This is a genomic window from Pandoraea pneumonica (genome assembly GCF_902459645.1).
GTDB classification, from domain to species: domain Bacteria; phylum Pseudomonadota; class Gammaproteobacteria; order Burkholderiales; family Burkholderiaceae; genus Pandoraea; species Pandoraea pneumonica.
The window spans coordinates 665,145-681,469 of the sequence record NZ_CABPSK010000004.1; the positions used below are offsets into that span (position 1 = coordinate 665,145).

The 16,325-nt window shown below is 63.0% G+C and carries 16 protein-coding genes; 5 read left to right on the forward strand and 11 right to left on the reverse strand.

Annotation, left to right across the window (positions count from 1 at the left end; translation table 11 throughout):
• Nucleotides 1-10 precede the first annotated feature (10 nt).
• Nucleotides 11-520 carry a DUF3318 domain-containing protein gene (locus tag PPN31114_RS22105; protein ID WP_150681641.1) on the forward strand — a complete coding sequence of 170 codons (510 nt, stop codon included), beginning with the start codon at nucleotides 11-13 and terminating at the stop codon, nucleotides 518-520.
• Here PPN31114_RS22105 and PPN31114_RS22110 read toward each other — a convergent pair.
• From PPN31114_RS22110 to PPN31114_RS22140, 8 genes are all read right to left on the reverse strand, one after another.
• A complete protein-coding gene (locus tag PPN31114_RS22110) occupies nucleotides 513-1,040 on the reverse strand; it encodes a GspH/FimT family pseudopilin (RefSeq protein ID WP_150681642.1) in 528 nt (175 codons plus the stop codon). The two genes, PPN31114_RS22105 and PPN31114_RS22110, sit on opposite strands and share 8 nt — an antisense overlap.
• Nucleotides 1,024-1,686 carry a pilus assembly PilX family protein gene (locus PPN31114_RS22115; RefSeq protein ID WP_150681643.1) on the reverse strand — a complete coding sequence of 221 codons (663 nt, stop codon included), beginning with the start codon at nucleotides 1,684-1,686 and terminating at the stop codon, nucleotides 1,024-1,026. The genes PPN31114_RS22110 and PPN31114_RS22115 overlap by 17 nt, the downstream gene beginning before the upstream one ends.
• Entirely contained in the window at nucleotides 1,683-2,636 is a 954-nt protein-coding gene (locus PPN31114_RS22120; protein ID WP_150681644.1) for a PilW family protein, read from the reverse strand. Before PPN31114_RS22120 ends, PPN31114_RS22115 begins: the two co-directional genes overlap by 4 nt.
• Entirely contained in the window at nucleotides 2,633-2,809 is a 177-nt protein-coding gene (locus PPN31114_RS26250; RefSeq protein WP_174988344.1) for a hypothetical protein, read from the reverse strand. Before PPN31114_RS26250 ends, PPN31114_RS22120 begins: the two co-directional genes overlap by 4 nt.
• Nucleotides 2,810-3,247: 438 nt before the next feature.
• Nucleotides 3,248-3,508, reverse strand: a complete 261-nt coding sequence (locus PPN31114_RS22125; RefSeq protein ID WP_150681645.1) for an acyl-CoA-binding protein — start codon at nucleotides 3,506-3,508, stop codon at nucleotides 3,248-3,250.
• A 397-nt stretch (nucleotides 3,509-3,905) separates the two neighbouring features.
• Nucleotides 3,906-5,396 carry an AdeC/AdeK/OprM family multidrug efflux complex outer membrane factor gene (adeC, locus tag PPN31114_RS22130; protein ID WP_150681646.1) on the reverse strand — a complete coding sequence of 497 codons (1,491 nt, stop codon included), beginning with the start codon at nucleotides 5,394-5,396 and terminating at the stop codon, nucleotides 3,906-3,908.
• Nucleotides 5,397-5,399: 3 nt separating this feature from the next.
• Nucleotides 5,400-8,579: an efflux RND transporter permease subunit gene (locus PPN31114_RS22135; RefSeq protein WP_150681647.1), complete on the reverse strand. Its 3,180-nt coding sequence runs from the start codon at nucleotides 8,577-8,579 to the stop codon at nucleotides 5,400-5,402.
• Nucleotides 8,580-8,594: 15 nt separating this feature from the next.
• Complete coding sequence (locus PPN31114_RS22140) at nucleotides 8,595-9,827, reverse strand: efflux RND transporter periplasmic adaptor subunit (RefSeq protein ID WP_150681648.1); 1,233 nt, start codon at nucleotides 9,825-9,827, stop codon at nucleotides 8,595-8,597.
• Nucleotides 9,828-10,319: 492 nt separating this feature from the next.
• On the opposite strand from PPN31114_RS22140, the gene PPN31114_RS22145 reads away from it, so the two are divergent.
• The 4 genes from PPN31114_RS22145 to modC all read left to right on the forward strand — a co-directional run bounded on the left by PPN31114_RS22145 (nucleotide 10,320) and on the right by modC (nucleotide 14,260).
• Nucleotides 10,320-10,985 carry a TetR family transcriptional regulator gene (locus tag PPN31114_RS22145; protein WP_150681649.1) on the forward strand — a complete coding sequence of 222 codons (666 nt, stop codon included), beginning with the start codon at nucleotides 10,320-10,322 and terminating at the stop codon, nucleotides 10,983-10,985.
• A 509-nt stretch (nucleotides 10,986-11,494) separates the two neighbouring features.
• On the forward strand, nucleotides 11,495-12,307 hold the full coding sequence (modA, locus tag PPN31114_RS22150) for a molybdate ABC transporter substrate-binding protein (RefSeq protein WP_246182688.1): 813 nt from the start codon (nucleotides 11,495-11,497) through the stop codon (nucleotides 12,305-12,307).
• Nucleotides 12,308-12,474: 167 nt separating this feature from the next.
• The gene (gene modB, locus PPN31114_RS22155) at nucleotides 12,475-13,173 is read left to right on the forward strand and encodes a molybdate ABC transporter permease subunit (RefSeq protein WP_150681650.1); all 699 of its coding nucleotides are present in this window, start codon (nucleotides 12,475-12,477) and stop codon (nucleotides 13,171-13,173) included.
• Nucleotides 13,163-14,260, forward strand: a complete 1,098-nt coding sequence (modC, locus tag PPN31114_RS22160) for a molybdenum ABC transporter ATP-binding protein (RefSeq protein WP_150681651.1) — start codon at nucleotides 13,163-13,165, stop codon at nucleotides 14,258-14,260. Before modB ends, modC begins: the two co-directional genes overlap by 11 nt.
• Before the next feature lie 55 nt (nucleotides 14,261-14,315).
• Here the strand turns inward: modC and PPN31114_RS22165 are convergent, their stop codons facing one another.
• Genes PPN31114_RS22165 through PPN31114_RS22175 form a run of 3 tightly spaced genes read right to left on the reverse strand, consistent with a single transcriptional unit; the run spans nucleotide 14,316 to nucleotide 16,234 of the window.
• Nucleotides 14,316-14,621 carry a pentapeptide MXKDX repeat protein gene (locus tag PPN31114_RS22165; RefSeq protein WP_150681652.1) on the reverse strand — a complete coding sequence of 102 codons (306 nt, stop codon included), beginning with the start codon at nucleotides 14,619-14,621 and terminating at the stop codon, nucleotides 14,316-14,318.
• A gap of 30 nt (nucleotides 14,622-14,651) precedes the next feature.
• Nucleotides 14,652-15,470, reverse strand: a complete 819-nt coding sequence (locus PPN31114_RS22170; RefSeq protein ID WP_150681653.1) for a molybdopterin-dependent oxidoreductase — start codon at nucleotides 15,468-15,470, stop codon at nucleotides 14,652-14,654.
• Between the two features lie 53 nt (nucleotides 15,471-15,523).
• On the reverse strand, nucleotides 15,524-16,234 hold the full coding sequence (locus PPN31114_RS22175) for a cytochrome b/b6 domain-containing protein (RefSeq protein ID WP_150681654.1): 711 nt from the start codon (nucleotides 16,232-16,234) through the stop codon (nucleotides 15,524-15,526).
• Nucleotides 16,235-16,325: the final 91 nt, after the last annotated feature.

A 16,325-nucleotide genomic window follows, 5' to 3' on the forward strand; every position in this document is an offset into this window, starting at 1 on the left:
GAGACCTCCCGTGCCGCTAGAACCCAATCGTTCCCGCCGCCAACGTCCCTCGCGGCGCTCGCGCCACGACCTGCTGGCGATTCGCAAGGAATTGGTGCTCACGCGTATCGCCGTCGAGCGTGCCGAGTTGATTCAGGTGACGCACAACACGCGTGAACGCCTGCGCAACTTCCGCTGGGTGCGCTATCTGCTCCCCGGTGGCCTGTCGAAGCTCTCCGGCCTCGGTGGCCTCGGCGGGCTCGCCGGTTCGGGGCTCAAGCTCGGTGGCCTGCTCGAACGCTACCCGCTTGTCAGCTCCGTGGCGTCGATCGCGCTCACCGGTTTGTCGCATACGCCCGTTGGCCGCGTGGTGCGCCGTGGCCTCAAATGGGGCGGTCTCGGTGTGCTGGCCTATCAAGGCCTCAAGATGTGGCAACAGTCGTCGAAGGCACCCACCGAGACAGCCGACACAAGCGCCAGCACGAGCACACAGGCGAGCAAACCGAGCTCCACCGATGGCGGCCCGCCGCCGCTCATTTAGCACACACCCGCTCCACCCGCGGCCGCCCATAGGCATTGATCGTGATGCAGATGCGTCGGCCGTGTCCCTCGATGGTGACGTTTCCGGAGAGCCAGCCGCGCTTCTTCGTACGTAAGAAGCCATTTTCCGCGAATGCCATCACCGGCTGCGCGTAAAGTCCCCAGTTCGTGATCACCTGCACCCCCGATGGCAATGGCGCGTAGCGGGCGAGGCGCAACTCTCCCGCGTCGTAGGTATCGTTGAGGTTGTCGTCAACGAACGTGATCCACCCGCTATTCCAGTTGGCACTGTCATCGGGCGCAATGGCCACGCGGCGATGCCGTCCCAGCGCTTCGGCGCGCGCCGTGTTTATCGCGGCCAGCAGCGCTCTCGCTGTCATTTCGACGGCCACCCGATGACGCACTGCCTGTATCGAAGGTGCCGCCGCCACCGCGGCAATCGCCAGCACGGCCATGACGACGAGGCACTCCAGCATCGTGACGCCACGCGCCCGCATCGAGCGCTCAGTCATCTTGCGCATCGCTGTGCCAGATCACCACTTCACGCCAATTCAATCGTCGCGACATCCATCTGGGCGCGCTGTTGCGGGACACGCCAACAGGCACAGGCATCGGTCTGATCTCGTAGATCGCTTGCAAGTACACATTCGTGCCCGGCAGGTCCGCATACCCCACCGCACTCACACGGTACAGACGGGTCGACGGATCGCGCTTCGTCGGTCCTGCCGAACCGTCGAACGCCTCCGCGCTGTAGGCAATCCGCTCGATGAAGTATTGCCCCCGCGAAGTCGTGGCGGTCCGTGCGCCCATCGTCGCGTCCGTGAGCGCGCGCATCGGAACACTGCCCGTCGAATCGCCTGTCACGTTCGCAGCATCGCGATTGCCCCAACGCATCGTTTGCCACCGTCGCATCCGGTGCAGCGGCCAATCGACACGATTCTCCGGCCCCAATACGCCGTACGGACCTGCCATGTCCTCACGTGCCGCTGCAATATCTGCCGCCTGCGCCCCCTCGGTGAGCCAGCGCCGGGCATCCGACAGCGCATGTTCAGCGGCCGAGAATGCCCGCGCCCGATCATTCGTGAAGGCCACAAAACGAACCGCCAACTGGCGATGGTGAGAGCCCGAAGCCGCCAACGTCATCAGCGCCGCCAGCCACATCATCATGAAGACGCCAACCACGCTGCCTCCCGACCGAAGCCACCATCGTTACGGCGATGCGCGATGGCCGTCATCACGTGCAGATGGAACTGACCGGCATTGGTCAGGCGCTGGTACGCTCTCCCGCCCGATGCCGCATCGAACACTTCGACCACGCGCGCCATGCCAGGCTTGCCCCCCGCTCGGGGCGCTCCGCGCAGTACGAGCGAGAAGGCCACTGCCGCCACGTTCTCCCAATCACGTACACCTGCAGGCGACACCGGCGGCTTACCGCGCGCACTTTTCACGGGGTCGATCCAACGCAATGTCCCGCCGCTGCCGCTGCGAACGCCGAGTCGCACATACATCGCCTCCACGCCGCCCACCAACACCTGCGCAGGCTGCAACCTCGGCGGCACTTGTCCTAGCTCGCTATAGCGGCAGAACAACGAGGGAATGCCATCCTCGCCTTTGCCCACATAGAAGACGTTGCGATGCGTGTCTGCGGTGTAGTGGGTCGAGCCGACGCGCCGCCCGCCGCAGTTCTGTACGGCCCCGTTGCCTTGGATCACGCCTGCGCCGTGGTACTGCACTTCAATCAGTGCACTCCCTTGCCAGCCCCGGCTAGGGCACGTATCGACATTGCCCGCACATTCGGCACTCGCACGCAATGATGTCCAGTCGCGCTTGCCTTGCGATGGCGCTTTTGCAACGCCCTCCATCGGGTCCCAGTTTCGATACCCAGCCATGTGGACCGCCCGCGTGAGTTGCGTGAGGGCGAATACGGCGCGCTCCTGCACGTCGAGACGTGCCGCTTGAACGCGCCAGAGCCTCAGGCCCGCAAGATAGATGGCGATGGCCGCCATCACCACTAACAGGCCAAGCGGCATGGCGAGCGTCAGTTCCAGCAGGGTGAACCCGCGAGCTCGCCGGGCACCCAGCGAGCCACGGCGATAGCCGCCAACCCATCGCCTCATGACAGCCGCCCATCGAGAAACACATCGGGAGTCACATCGGTGGGCACATCGTTGGCGATGAGCGGCCTCTTGAGCGACACGCCATCGACCGACTGCCAGTGTGCAAAACCCTGCGCCCCCGTCGCCAGCGCCGCGACGGTAAGCACGATCTCCATCAACGCGGCACCACGCATTCGACCTCGCCCACCGGGTGAGCGGCGCGGCCGGGTAGATTTCGCCAACGACGGTGCTGATACCTGCTGCAATGTGGGCGACAGATTGGCAACACGGGTACCGTCATGTGAAGCGTGGCCCAGCCGCGTGACTTGCGCCAACCGCCCCAACGCACTCCGTGACGCTTCTAACAATGTCGGCACGACCACCCTGCGAGCGTTGCCACGAGCACTATCTCGTTGCGTCTTGCGATCGGAACGCCGTTTTTGATGCCTACGATCTTGTTGCATGCTTCGATTCCTCGTCTCAAAGATAACGAGCTCATCGTCGCTCCGCACACGCCTCGCGCCAATCGGACATCACCGCAAAACCCACCACTCCATAAGCGCCCGCACTCCTTGAACACAGCAAAAAAAACGGCGACCCTGGGTCGCCGTTTCTTCATGATCGAACTTCGATCAGCCTTGCTTGAGCGTCTCGATCAGCTCGACGTACGCTTGTTGCACGTCTTCTTTCGACTTGCCCTTGAGCATTTCCCACGCGTCGAACTTGGCGCGGCCGACGAAATCCATCGCGCCCGGACGTGCACCCGACACGTCGCCTTCCGTGCCTTGCTTGTACAGCGCATAAATGCGCAGCAGCGTGAGATTGTCGGGACGTTCGGGCAGCGTCTTGGACTGGGCCACTGCCTCGTCGAAACGGGCTTGAAGATCGCTCATGGTGTCTCTCCCTGGAAAAACGGTCAGCTTATAAGTGAACCGTGCGGCGATCGGCAAAGCGAATTGGCCTTTGCGTCGACGCTCGGTGTGTTGCGGATACAACTGGGGCAAGGATAACGACGAAGCCTCGCGCGAGGTAGAGGCCAGCGTAGAACCCTGCGTCTAAACCTCTCGGGAACTACGAGCATTTTCTCGCACGCCGTTTCAACACGCGGCAATCGCAGCCGCCATCGCACCGCGCGAAAAAACCGCTACAGGTAGCACTTTTTCAAGTGCATCGCACGTCGCCTAATGAAAAACGCCCGGCAATTTGCCGGGCGTCTCACACTGCATTTCTTGCAAGCTCGCAAGACAATCGCGCACCGAATTTACATCGGCGCGATGTCTCGCGAAGCCATCACGACGACGAAGCGGCGGGTGCCGATGCGGCGTTCGCGTTCGCCGGCACCGTACGCTCTTCCCAACCGCCGCCGAGCGCCTTATACAGCGTCACGAGGTTAGTCCAGCGTGCCAGACGCGTCGCGATCAGCGACTGCTGCGCGGTGTACAACGAGCGCTGCGAGACGAGCGCGTTCAGATAGCTGTCCACGCCGTTGCGGTAGCGCAGATCCGAGAGCTTGTAGCTCTCGTCGCTCGCCTTGACGAGCGACTCTTGCGCGGCCACCTGATCGTCGAGCGTGCCGCGTGCTGCCAGCCCGTCCGACACTTCGCGGAATGCCGTCTGAATCGACTTCTCGTACTGCGCGACGTCGATACGCTTTTGCACCTTGGCCAATTCGAGGTTGGCGATGTTCTGCCCGCCCGCGAAGATCGGCAGCGTGATGGTCGGTGCGAACGACCAGGCACCCTGCCCGCCCTTGAACAAGTTGCTCAGCGACGCGCTCGCCGTCCCCGCACTCGCGGTGAGCGAGATCGACGGGAAGAACGCCGCACGCGCTGCGCCGATATTGGCGTTAGCACCCTTGAGCGTGTGCTCGGCCGCCGTGATATCCGGACGGCGCAGCAGCAGGTCGGACGGCAACCCAGCGGGCAGATCGGCCAACAGGCCCTGCCCGTCGAGCGGACGCCCGGCCGGCAGATCGGCCGGCAACGGCTGGCCGATGAGCAGTGCCAGCGCGTTCTCGTCCTGTGCCACCTGACGCGTGTACTGCGCATAGTTCGCGCGCGCCGTATCGACCGGCGTTTGCGCCTGACGCAGATCCAGCCCGGAGGCCGTACCGACATCGAAGCTGCGCTTGGTCAGGTCGTAGGACGATTGCTGGCTCTTGAGCGTGTCTTGCGTCAGCTTGAGCAGTTCCTGATCGGCCAGCCACGTCAGATACGCCGAAGCGACTTCCGAGACCAGCGTGATTTGGGCTGCCTTCGCGTTATCTTCGGTCGCGAAGTACGATTCCAACGCCTGATCTCTCAGGCTCTGGATACGACCGAACAGATCGAGTTCATACGACGTGAAACCCACGCCCACTTGATAGCTGCGGCTGATGCCGGCACGTCCGCTCGACGACAAGTCGGCCGGCGAGCGCTGCACCGAGCCCTGACCTGCGACGCCGATGTTCGGCAGCAATGCCGAACGCTGGATCTGATACTGCGCACGCGCAGCATCGACGTTGAGCATCGAGACGCGCAGATCGCGGTTGTTCTCCAACGCGATCTCGATCAGCTTCTGCAAACGCGGGTCGGTGAAGAAATCGCGCCAGCCCAGTTCGGCGGCGATGACCGCATTGCGGTCAGCCGTGCCGTTCTGGTTGGCTGCACCAGGCGTTTTATAAGCCGGGCCCGTGGGGAACGAATTGGCAACCGGTGCCTCGGGCCGCTCATAGTGCGGCGCGAGGGTACAGCCTGCCAGGAACGCTGCCGCCAAGGCAATCGGCAATGCTTTGTGCTTCATAGGTCAGTTTCCTTCCTTGGCGGGGCCTTCGGGCGCGCCCGGTGCCTCATGACGGGCTTCCGGATGTTCCACGGTGTCCAGGTTCTCGTGTGCGAAGCGCTTGCGCACCAGCACGAAGAACACCGGCACGTAGTAGATCGCGAGGAACGTCGCCGCCAGCATACCGCCGATCACGCCGGTACCGATAGCGTGCTGCGAAGCCGAGCCGGCACCGTTCGAAATCGCGAGCGGCAGCACCCCGAGAATGAACGCCATCGACGTCATCAGAATCGGGCGCAGACGCAGTCGCACCGCTTCCATCGTCGCTTCCATCAAGGTGCGGCCCTGCATTTGCAGATCCTTGGCGAATTCCACGATAAGAATCGCGTTCTTCGCCGACAGACCCACTGTCGTCAACAGACCCACCTGGAAGTACACGTCGTTGGACAACCCGCGCAGCGTCGCCGCCAGCAGTGCACCCAACACGCCCAGCGGCACCACCAGAATCACCGAGAACGGAATCGACCAGCTTTCGTACAGCGCGGCCAGACACAAGAACACGATCAAGATCGAAATCGCGTACAGCGCCGGTGCCTGCGAGCCGGAAATGCGCTCTTCGAACGACAGCCCCGTCCATTCCAGACCGATACCCGTCGGCAGATCCTTCGCGATTTCCTCGACCGCCTTCATCGCGTCACCGCTCGACTTACCCGGCGCAGGCATGCCCTGAATTTCCACGGCTGGCACACCGTTGTAGCGTTCCAGACGCGGCGAGCCGTAAGTCCACTTGCCGGTAGCGAAGGCCGAGAACGGCACCATCGTCCCGCTGGCATTACGCACGAACAGCTTGTTGATGTCCTGCGGCAGCATGCGGTCCTTCGCTTCCGCCATCACGTAGACCTTCTTCACACGACCACGGTCGATGAAGTCGTTCACGTAGGACGAACCCCACGACGCCGAGAGCGTGCCGTACACGTCGGCAATCGACAGGCCCAGCGCAGACGCCTTTTCTTCGTCGACGTCCACCTTGTACTGCGGCGTATCGTCGAGACCGTTCGGACGCATGTTCGCGAGGTTCGGGTTCTTCGCCGCTGCGGCCAGCAACTGGTTACGTGCTGCAATCAGCGCGTCGTGGCCGAGGCCTGCGCGATCCTGCAACTCGAAGTCGATACCGCCCGCGTTACCCAGTTCAGGCACCGACGGCGGGTTGATGGCGAAGATCATGGCGTCCTTCACGCTCGCGAAAGCCTGATAGGAGCGCGCAATCACCGCCTGCACCTTGAGATCGGACGACTGACGGTCTTCCCACGGACGCAGCATCGTGAACGCCAGACCCACGTTCTGACCGCGGCCGTTAAAGCCGAAGCCCGTCACCGTGAAGATCGAACGCACAGCGTCCTTTTCCTTCTCGAGGTAATGCTTCTCGACCTGCTTCATGACTTCGAGCGTGCGCTCTTGCGTCGCGCCCGGCGGCAACTGCACCAGGTTGAAGAAGTAGCCCTGATCTTCATCCGGCAAGAAAGCCGTCGGCATGCGCACGAACAGGAAGCCCACCGCAGCGACGATCACCACGTAGACGATCAACAGCGGCGCGCTGCGCTTGAGAATGCGCTCGACCTGGCCTTGATACTTCTTCGAACCCTTGTCGAACGTGCGGTTGAACCAGCCGAAGAAGCCGCGCTTCTCGTGCACTTCGCCCTTCTTGATCGGCTTGAGAATCGTCGCGCACATGGCCGGCGTGAGCACGATAGCCACAAGCACCGACAACGCCATGGCCGCCACGATCGTCAGCGAGAACTGGCGATAAATAGCACCGGTCGAGCCACCGAAGAACGCCATCGGCACGAACACCGCCGAGAGCACGAGCGCCACACCGACCAGCGCGCCGACGATCTGATCCATCGCCTTCTTGGTCGCTTCCTTCGGACTCAGCCCCTCTTCGGCCATCACCCGCTCGACGTTTTCCACCACCACGATGGCATCGTCGACGAGCAGACCAATAGCGAGCACCAACCCGAACATCGATAGCGTATTGATCGAGAACCCTGCCGCGCCCATGATGCCGAACGTACCGAGCAACACGACCGGCACGGCAATCGTCGGGATGATCGTTGCCCGCAGGTTTTGCAGGAACAGATACATCACCAAGAACACCAGCACGATACCTTCGATGAGGGTCTTGATCACTTCCTCGATCGAGATCTTCACGAACGGCGTGGTGTCGTACGGATAGTCGACCTTCATGCCTGCCGGGAAGTACGGCTCGAGCTCAGTGACGGCCTGCTTCACGGCGGTAGCCGTTTGCAGCGCGTTGGCACCGGTGGCCAGCGTAATGGCCAGACCGGCGGCGGGCTTGCCGTTGTAGCGAGCGACTACTTGATACGATTCGCCGCCGAGTTCAACGCGAGCCACATCGCCCAGACGAACTTGCGAGCCGTCCTTGTTGACCTTGAGCAGAATCTTGCGGAACTGCTCCGGCGTTTGCAGACGGCTTTGGGCCGTCACAGTGGCATTGAGCTGCTGGCCCTTTACCGCCGGTGCGCCGCCCAATTCACCCGCCGAGATCTGCACGTTCTGCGCCTGAATGGCGTTCGAGACGTCGAGGACCGTCAGGTTATAGCCGTTGAGCTTCTGCGGATCGACCCAGACCCGCATGGCGTACTGCGAACCGAAGAGCTGCACCTGACCGACACCGTTCACACGGCTGATCGGGTCCTGCACGTTGGCGGCGATGTAGTTCGACAAGTCGATGTCGCTCAGCGTGCCGTCGTCGGAATACGCACCGATCACCAGCAAGAAGTTCTTGGTCGCCTTGGCCACCTTGATACCCTGCTGTTGCACCTGCTGCGGCAGCAGCGGTGTGGCGAGTTGCAGCTTGTTCTGCACCTGCACCTGTGCGATGTCCGGGTTCGTGCCCTGCGAGAAGGTCAGCGTGATCTGTGCCGTACCCGAGCCGTCAGACGTCGACGACATGTACTCGAGGTTGTCGATACCGTTCATCTGCTGCTCGATCACCTGCGTAACCGTATCCTGCACGGTCTGCGCCGAAGCGCCCGGGTAGGTCGCGGTGATCTGCACCGAAGGCGGTGCGATGGGCGGATATTGCGAGACCGGGAGCTTCAGAATCGAAAGCGCACCGGCCAGCATGATGACAATCGCGATCACCCACGCAAAAATCGGGCGATCGATAAAAAACTTTGCCATGAATAAGGCTCCGCGTTATTGAGCTTTGGCGGCCGAGGCTGCACTTGCCTGCGAGGCAGGTGCGGCGGCGGCCGGTGCGCTGGCACCCGCCGGTGCCGCAGCGGCACCCGGTTGTTGCGCCGGCACAGCCTTCACCGGTGCGCCCGGACGAATCTTTTGCAGACCCTGCACGATCACCTGATCGCCCGCTGCCAGACCCGACGTCACCAGCCACTTGTCGCCGATGGCACGATCGGTCACCAACTGACGCAGTTCGACCTTGCCTTCCTTGTTCACGACGAGCGCGGTCGGTTGGCCCTTCTGGTCACGCGTAACGCCTTGTTGCGGCACCAGCAACCCGCCTTCCTTCACACCCTCGGCCAGCTTGGCGTGCACGAACATGCCCGGCAGCAACTCGCGATTGGGGTTCGGGAAGATCGCGCGCACGGTCACCGAGCCGGTCGTCTGGTCGACGGTGATGTCCGAGAACTGGAGCTTGCCGTCGAGCGGATACTGCGTGCCGTCTTCCAGCGTCAGTTGCACCTTAGCGGCGTTCGGGCCGGCGCTTTGCAGCTTGCCGTCGGCCAGTGCACGGCGCAGGCGCAGGCCATCGGCGGCCGATTGCGTCACGTCCACGTACATTGGATCGATCTGCTGCACCGTGGTCATCAGCGTGGCGGCGCCCGCTTGCACATACGCGCCTTCGGTCACCTGCGACAGACCCGTACGGCCCGTGATCGGCGCCGGCACATCGGTGTAGCCCAAGTTGATGCGCGCGGTGTCGACGGCGGCCTTACCGGCAGCAACGTCGGCGTCGGCTTGCAGTGCGGCAGCCACGGCGTTGTCGTAATCCTGCTTCGACACGGCCTCGACGGCCACGAGCGACTTGTACCGGTCGGCCAGCAGCTTGGTGGAGGCTTGATTCGCGACAGCCTTGGCGAGCGTCGCCTTGGCGTTTTCGAAGGCAGCCTGGTAGGTCGCCGGATCGATCTTGTACAGACGCTGACCTGCCTTGACCTCGCCGCCTTCAGTGAAGTCGCGCTTGAGCACGATGCCGTCGACGCGCGCACGCACGTCGGCGACGCGATAGGGCGAGGTGCGTCCGGGCAGGTCGGTCGTCAGTGTTACGTTCTGGGGTTGCAGCGTCACGACGCCGACTTCCGGCACCATGCCCTGCGGCTGCTGCGGCTTCTTGCCGCACGCGGCCAGGGTCAATACCGCGAGTGCGACGGCAGTGACCATCCCCAGTGAACTTCTCTTGACGTGCATATACGCCCCCGATAAATGGAATGCGGTCAAACAAAATGACAAGTACGTTGCGACGATTGCGACGGCGAAGGCCGGTCCGCAATCCCATCGCACATAAGCGGGCAAGCGAGTGTCAGGCAACGGGTCACCGGAAGGCCGGCTACCGAAAAGGCGGATATACGGGTCGCAGGATAGCAGCCCGGATGGCCTTCGGCAGCGCGCCCCAGCATGGCATACACCGCCGCTGCTGGCACTCGTGTGGATCGTCGAACAGGCTCCGGGACACCGGGTGACAGATAACAACCGCGAGCGGCTCTCCTCTGTCGAATCGCCCCTCGGGCCCCTTCAGGTGTTTCCCGTAGTCGAAGGAGCTTAAATGGTCCCTGTGCAATAGAGCAAGCGGCTGCTATTATAGATACATTCATGAATGTATGTAAATCGCATTGCGTCGCACCATATGGCAACGCGGTTTACATGACATTTCACATTTTTCGCTGTTCCCGTGACACGACGATGGCCCGCAGAACCAAAGAGGAAGCGATTGAGACGCGCAATCTGTTGCTCGACACCGCAGAGACGGTGTTCGCACAGAAGGGCGTGTCGCGCACGTCGCTGGCCGACATCGCCGAAGCCGCCGGCCTCACCCGCGGCGCAATTTATTGGCACTTCAAGAACAAGATCGATCTCTTCAACGCGATGACGGACCGTATCCGTCTGCCGATGGAGCGCATGATCGACGAAGAGTGCGCCGAGCCCGAAGACGGCGATCCGATGGTGCGCATGCACGACATCTGCAAGCTGGTGCTCAAGGAAACGGCGCGCAACGAGCGCCGCCGCCGCGTGCTCGACATTCTTTTCCACAAGTGCGAATACACCAACGAGATGCTCTCGGTGCTCGAGCGTCAGCGCGAAGCCTGCGCGGACGGCAAGCAGCGAATCATGCGCGATATGGAACGGGCCATTGAACGCGGTCAGTTGCCCGCACGGCTCGATACGCGGCGCGCGGCCATCATGCTTCACGCGCTGGTCGTGGGCATGATGTCGGACTGGTTATTCCTGCCCGACTACGATCTCGGTGCCGAATGCGACGCCATCGTCGACGGCTTTTTCGACATGCTGCGTACGAGCCCGGCCATGCTCCGGCCGGGCACCCCGGCGGCGACACCGGCGACAGTGTGACGAAACGATCACCTGGCAGCCGCTGAAGGCCGCCGAAATCCCGCCGCTCACGAATTACTGCATATATTAATTAGCAGGCATCGTCGTCGATGCCTGCTTTTTGTCGCCTGCCTGTCGGCTGACTGTCGGTGGCCCGTCGGTGACGCGCAACGAGACGCGCGCCGCCGCGTCGTTTCATCCACCGTCCCGAATATTCGCGATCCGTATGCGGCGTTGCCGCGCCGAAAACCATTCGGACGCCGTGATACTTCGTATACCTGTACAGCGTCGCACCGTTATATATAATCCTACACAACGCGACGCACCAACATCACGCCGATTTCGCTGCGGCTTGGCCGCAACGCCACCGTGGTTTCGCAGCAAGACCACTGCCCCCTTGCCGACAAACCGTTGCAATTCTGCGACATGAGGGCGTGCTTGCTGCGGCGTAAGTGATTGCCTCTGAGCACCGCGCGGATTTCGCACGACTTCGCAAGACTATCAAGCCACTACATGCGGGAGACCACCCTGTGAAAGCTGTCGTTACTGCTACGCCCAACAAGTCCCAAGCCACCCGTTCGCGCGTGACGCTGCGCCGTGTTTTCGGTGCCGCCGCCATCGGCGCAAGCCTGCTGTTTGCCGGTCAGGCCGCCGCGCAACAAGTGTTTGCCGCCGCGAGCATGAAGGACGCGCTCGACGACCTGTCCGCTGCCTACACCAAGGAAACCGGCAAGAAGCCGGTGCTCGTGTACGGCGCAAGCTCCACGCTCGCTCGCCAAATCGAGAAAGGCGCGCCCGCCGACGTCTTCATCTCGGCCGATCAGGACTGGATGGACTACGCGCAGAAGCACGATCTGATCGACACCGCATCGCGCCGCAACCTGCTCGGCAACGAGCTCGTGCTGATCGCACCGGCCACCACCTCGGATAAGGTCGACCTGAAGCCGGGCGTCGACCTCGACGGCAAGTTGGGCGGCGGCAAGCTCGCTATGGGCGACCCCGCGCACGTGCCGGCCGGTCTCTACGGCAAGGCAGCGCTGGAAAAGCTCGGCGTCTGGTCGAAGGTGCAAGGCAAGGTTGCGGCAGCCGACAACGTGCGTAATGCGCTGTTGCTGGTGGCCCGTGGCGAAGCGCCGTACGGCATCGTGTACAAGACCGATGCGAACGCCGAGAAGCGCGTGCGTATCGCTGGCACGTTCCCGGCTGACAGCCACGCTCCGATCGTCTACCCGGTCGCCGTGACCAAGCAGGCCGATCGCGCCGCGGCCGATCCGTTCTACAAATTCATCACCACGCCGGCGGCACTCGCCACGTTCGAGCGTTACGGCTTTACGCGTCCGTAATTGCGAATAGCATGACGGATTGAAGTCGCGATTGACCTCGCGATTGAAGTCACGAATGACTTCACACATGGCCGGGACTGTCCTCGACAGTCCCGGCTTTGCCATGGGCGCCCGTCTTCGTGCACGATGGCCCATCGATCCTTTCAAGGTTTTCTCGCCGTATGTCCATGAGTCTTACCCCGGAAGAATGGGGCATCGTCGAACTCAGCCTGCGCGTGGGCCTGTGGGGCACGCTGTGCAGCCTGCCCTTCGCCTACGCGGCGGCGTGGCTGCTCGCGCGCCGTCACTTCCCCGGCAAGGCGCTGCTCGATGCCATCCTTCACTTGCCGCTCGTGCTGCCGCCGGTGGTCGTCGGTTTTGCGCTGCTGGTGCTGTTCGGCACGCAGGGCGCTATCGGCAAACTGCTGAAGGAGTGGTTCAACATCACCCTCGCCTTTCGCTGGACGGGCGCTGCGCTCGCCGCCGGGGTGATGGGTTTCCCGCTGCTCGTGCGCGCGATCCGTCAGGCGCTCGAAGCCTCCGACACGAAGCTCGAACAAGCCGCGCAAACGCTCGGCGCCGGGCCGTGGCTCACGTTTCTGACCGTGACGCTGCCGCTGACCGCCACCGGCGTGCTGCACGGCTTCGTGCTGGCCTTCGCCCGGGCGCTCGGCGAGTTCGGTGCCACGATTACCTTCGTCTCGAATATTCCGGGACAAACGCAAACGCTGCCGTTGGCGATCTACACCGCAACGCAGGTGCCCAATGGCGATGCGATGGTCTGGCGCATGTGCGCGATTTCGGTCGTGCTGGCGGTCGCCACGCTCATCTTCTCTGAAATTCTGATTCGCTTCGGCAATCGCAAGGCGCTTGGCTATGACGGTTGAAGTTCGGCTCCAACATCGTTTCGGCGCGTTCGAACTCGACGCCGAATTCGCCGCCGGGATGGGCGTGACCGCCCTCTTCGGCCCGTCCGGCAGCGGTAAAAGTACGGTCGTCAATGCCGTCTCCGGCCTGCTCAAACCCGAGGCTGGGCGCATCGTCGTCGGCGACGACGTACTCTTCGACAGCGCCGCGGGTATCGCGCTGCCGACGTGGCGGCGGCGCATCGGCTATGTGTTTCAGGACGCACGTTTGCTGCCGCACCTGACCGTGCGCCAGAACCTGTTGTTCGGCCGGTGGCTGCGTCGACGCGATGTCAGCGCGGCAGGCACCGGGGCCATCGCCTTCGATCACGTGGTGGAAGTGCTGAACCTCGGGCATCTGCTCGCCCGTCGGCCCGGTGCGCTCTCGGGCGGGGAAAAGCAACGTGTCGGGATCGGCCGCGCCCTGTTGTCGTGCCCGCGTTTGCTGCTCATGGACGAGCCGCTCGCGTCGCTCGATCATTCGCGTCGCATGGAAGTGCTCGATTACCTGAACCGCATCCGACACGAGTTGAAGCTGCCAGTGCTCTACGTCACGCACTCGCTCGACGAGGTCATGCGTTTGGCCGATCAGGTGGTGTTGTTCCGTGAAGGCCGCACGATCTCGCAAGGCAATCCAGCCGACGTGCTCAACGTGCATCGCGATGCGCTGGATGGCACGGCCGAAGCGCCGGGGACGGTGCTTGAGACGAAGGTGGTTGCACACGACGCCGCGTATGGGCTGACGGAGCTTGCGGTGAACGGCGGCGGCACGATTCGCCTGCGCGTGCCGCGTGTGAGCGGCGAGACGGGGGACGCCTGCCGGATTCTGGTGCGCGCGCGCGATGTGGCTGTCGCGACGGCGCCGCCGACGGACACGAGCGTGCTCAATGTGTTGCCCGCGCGCGTGACGGCGTTGCGCGATTTAGGCGATTCGGTGGAAGTACAAGCCGCATTGCACGACGGCACCGCGTTACATGCGCGTATTACCCGCTTCTCAGCCGATCAACTGAAACTCGCGCCCGAGCGCGAGGTTTTCCTGCTGATCAAATCGGTGGCGCTCACGCGTTGATGCACCGATACCCCGGGCGTGGCGGCAACCGCTAGCCGCCGCGCCCGGCGACATCTCACTGCCCCTGCGGCTTGCTCATCGCATCGCCCTTGCCCATGGCATCGCCCTTGGACATTGCGCCGCCCTTGCTCATGGCATCGCCCTTGGACATCGCACCGCCCTTGCTCATGGCGTCGCCCTTGCCCATCGCGTCGTGCTTGGCCATGCCGTCCTTGGACATCGAACCGCTCTTGTCCATTTGCTTGCTCATAGCGTCGCCCTTGCCCATGGCATCGCCTTTGCTCATCGCGTCCTGCGCAAACGCTGCGCCGGTGCCGAGTGCCAGACCCATCGCCATCACTGCCAGATATCGCATTTTCATTGTCGTTGCTCCATGAAGTGAGTGAAAAAATCAACTGCCGCCAAACCAGTTGTAGCCCTGGTCTTCCCAGTACCCGCCCGGGTAGGTGTTCGTCACGAAAATCGCGCGGATATGTTTGGGATTCTTGTAGCCGAGCTTCGTCGGGATGCGCAGCTTCATCGGAAAGCCGTACTCCCTCGGCAGCGTCTGGCCGTCGTAAGTCAGCGCGAGCAGCGTCTGCGGATGCAGTGCCGTCGGCATATCGATACTCGTGTAGTAGTCGTCGGCGCACTTGAAGCCGACGTAACGCGCCGTGGTGTCGGCACCGATGCGCTTGAGAAAATCGGCAAACGTCACGCCGCCCCAGCGCCCAATCGCGCTCCACCCCTCCACGCACACGTGGCGCGTGATCTGCTCGGCCGCACGCGCCTGAGCAAACGTGGTTAGCGTGTCGAGCCGCCACGGGGCTTTGTCGGCGATCAGGCCCGACAACTCCAGTTGATACTCGGCCGGGTCGACCACGGGGGCCTCGTCCATCGAATAGAACGCGTTGAACGGAAACGGCCGCGTGATCTGCGACGCCTTAAACGTCGGTGCCAGCACGTCGCCGCGAAACAGCGCCGCCTGCACCCGGTCGTTCCAGCGCGACATCTTGTCGAGCGCCGATTCCACGCTCGGGTTGTCGTCAAGCGAGCAGCCCGAGAGCAGCGCTACGCCGCCGAGCGTCAAGGTGCGCGAGAGAAATGCGCGGCGCGACGGCTCGCTCACCCGGCGTGTCACCAGCGCGCGCGCCTCCTTGAGAATCGCGTCGCCGTCGCGCACGATCAGCGACTGACCATCGTCGTTGCCGCTACGTTTAAAGAGAGCCATGGCAGTGTCTCGTCGTGAGTCTGTGAGGTATCGATGGGATAGCGACGGAACGCTTAGCGGCCGGTAATCATCGTGCGCAGCGTGCGGGGCACGAGCGCCACCATGACCACGTGCACCACGATGAACGCGACCAACCCTGACATCGCGAGAAAGTGCACCCAGCGCGCGCCTTGGAAACCGCCGAAGAGGTCGCACAGCCAACCGAGTTGCACGGGTTTCCAGATCGCCAGCCCTGACGCGACGAGCAACACCAGATCGAGGACTGCAAACAGGTACGCGGCGCGTTGCACGTAGTTGTAATGACGCGGATCCTCATGCGTGAGGCGGCCACGCAGCGCGGCAAGCGCGTCGCGCACCACGCCTTTGATGGACAGCGGGAAGAAACGGCGTCCCATGCGCCCGCTCGCCAGATTCACCAGCAGATAGACGAGCCCATTGGCCACCAGCAGCCACATCGCGGCGAAGTGCCAGCGCAGTGCGCCGCCCAGCCAGCCGCCGAGGGTGATGTCGTTGGGAAACCGGAAATCGAACAGCGGCGAGGCGTTGTAAATACGCCAGCCGCTCGTGATCATCACGAGCACCGCCACCACGTTCACCCAGTGGGTGATGCGCAGCCAGCCCGGCTGAACGACTGGGGAGGGGGTACGCACCGGAGACGGTGCACCGAACGGGTCCGACGGATCAGACGCGCGCTTGGCTCGCGGATCGGCCGTAGCGGATGAGGCCGGTACGGCTAAGACAGCGGATTTTTGAGGGGCTCGCATGACGTCTCCATCGCTTGTTGTTGGCGTCGATGGAGACAGTGTTGTTCACTTTCAGTCACAAAGTCCTGTCAAAAAGATAAGCATTTTGTGA

Coding starts and splice junctions, on each gene's coding strand:
- PPN31114_RS22110 (WP_150681642.1), bottom strand. CDS start 1,040: ATGCGCAAGATGACTGAGCGCTCGATGCGGGCGCGTGGCGTCACGATG.
- PPN31114_RS22115 (WP_150681643.1), bottom strand. CDS start 1,686: ATGATGATGTGGCTGGCGGCGCTGATGACGTTGGCGGCTTCGGGCTCT.
- PPN31114_RS22120 (WP_150681644.1), bottom strand. CDS start 2,636: ATGAGGCGATGGGTTGGCGGCTATCGCCGTGGCTCGCTGGGTGCCCGG.
- PPN31114_RS26250 (WP_174988344.1), bottom strand. CDS start 2,809: ATGCGTGGTGCCGCGTTGATGGAGATCGTGCTTACCGTCGCGGCGCTG.
- PPN31114_RS22125 (WP_150681645.1), bottom strand. CDS start 3,508: ATGAGCGATCTTCAAGCCCGTTTCGACGAGGCAGTGGCCCAGTCCAAG.
- adeC (WP_150681646.1), bottom strand. CDS start 5,396: ATGAAGCACAAAGCATTGCCGATTGCCTTGGCGGCAGCGTTCCTGGCA.
- PPN31114_RS22135 (WP_150681647.1), bottom strand. CDS start 8,579: ATGGCAAAGTTTTTTATCGATCGCCCGATTTTTGCGTGGGTGATCGCG.
- PPN31114_RS22140 (WP_150681648.1), bottom strand. CDS start 9,827: ATGCACGTCAAGAGAAGTTCACTGGGGATGGTCACTGCCGTCGCACTC.
- PPN31114_RS22145 (WP_150681649.1), top strand. CDS start 10,320: ATGGCCCGCAGAACCAAAGAGGAAGCGATTGAGACGCGCAATCTGTTG.
- modB (WP_150681650.1), top strand. CDS start 12,475: ATGAGTCTTACCCCGGAAGAATGGGGCATCGTCGAACTCAGCCTGCGC.
- modC (WP_150681651.1), top strand. CDS start 13,163: ATGACGGTTGAAGTTCGGCTCCAACATCGTTTCGGCGCGTTCGAACTC.
- PPN31114_RS22165 (WP_150681652.1), bottom strand. CDS start 14,621: ATGAAAATGCGATATCTGGCAGTGATGGCGATGGGTCTGGCACTCGGC.
- PPN31114_RS22170 (WP_150681653.1), bottom strand. CDS start 15,470: ATGGCTCTCTTTAAACGTAGCGGCAACGACGATGGTCAGTCGCTGATC.
- PPN31114_RS22175 (WP_150681654.1), bottom strand. CDS start 16,234: ATGCGAGCCCCTCAAAAATCCGCTGTCTTAGCCGTACCGGCCTCATCC.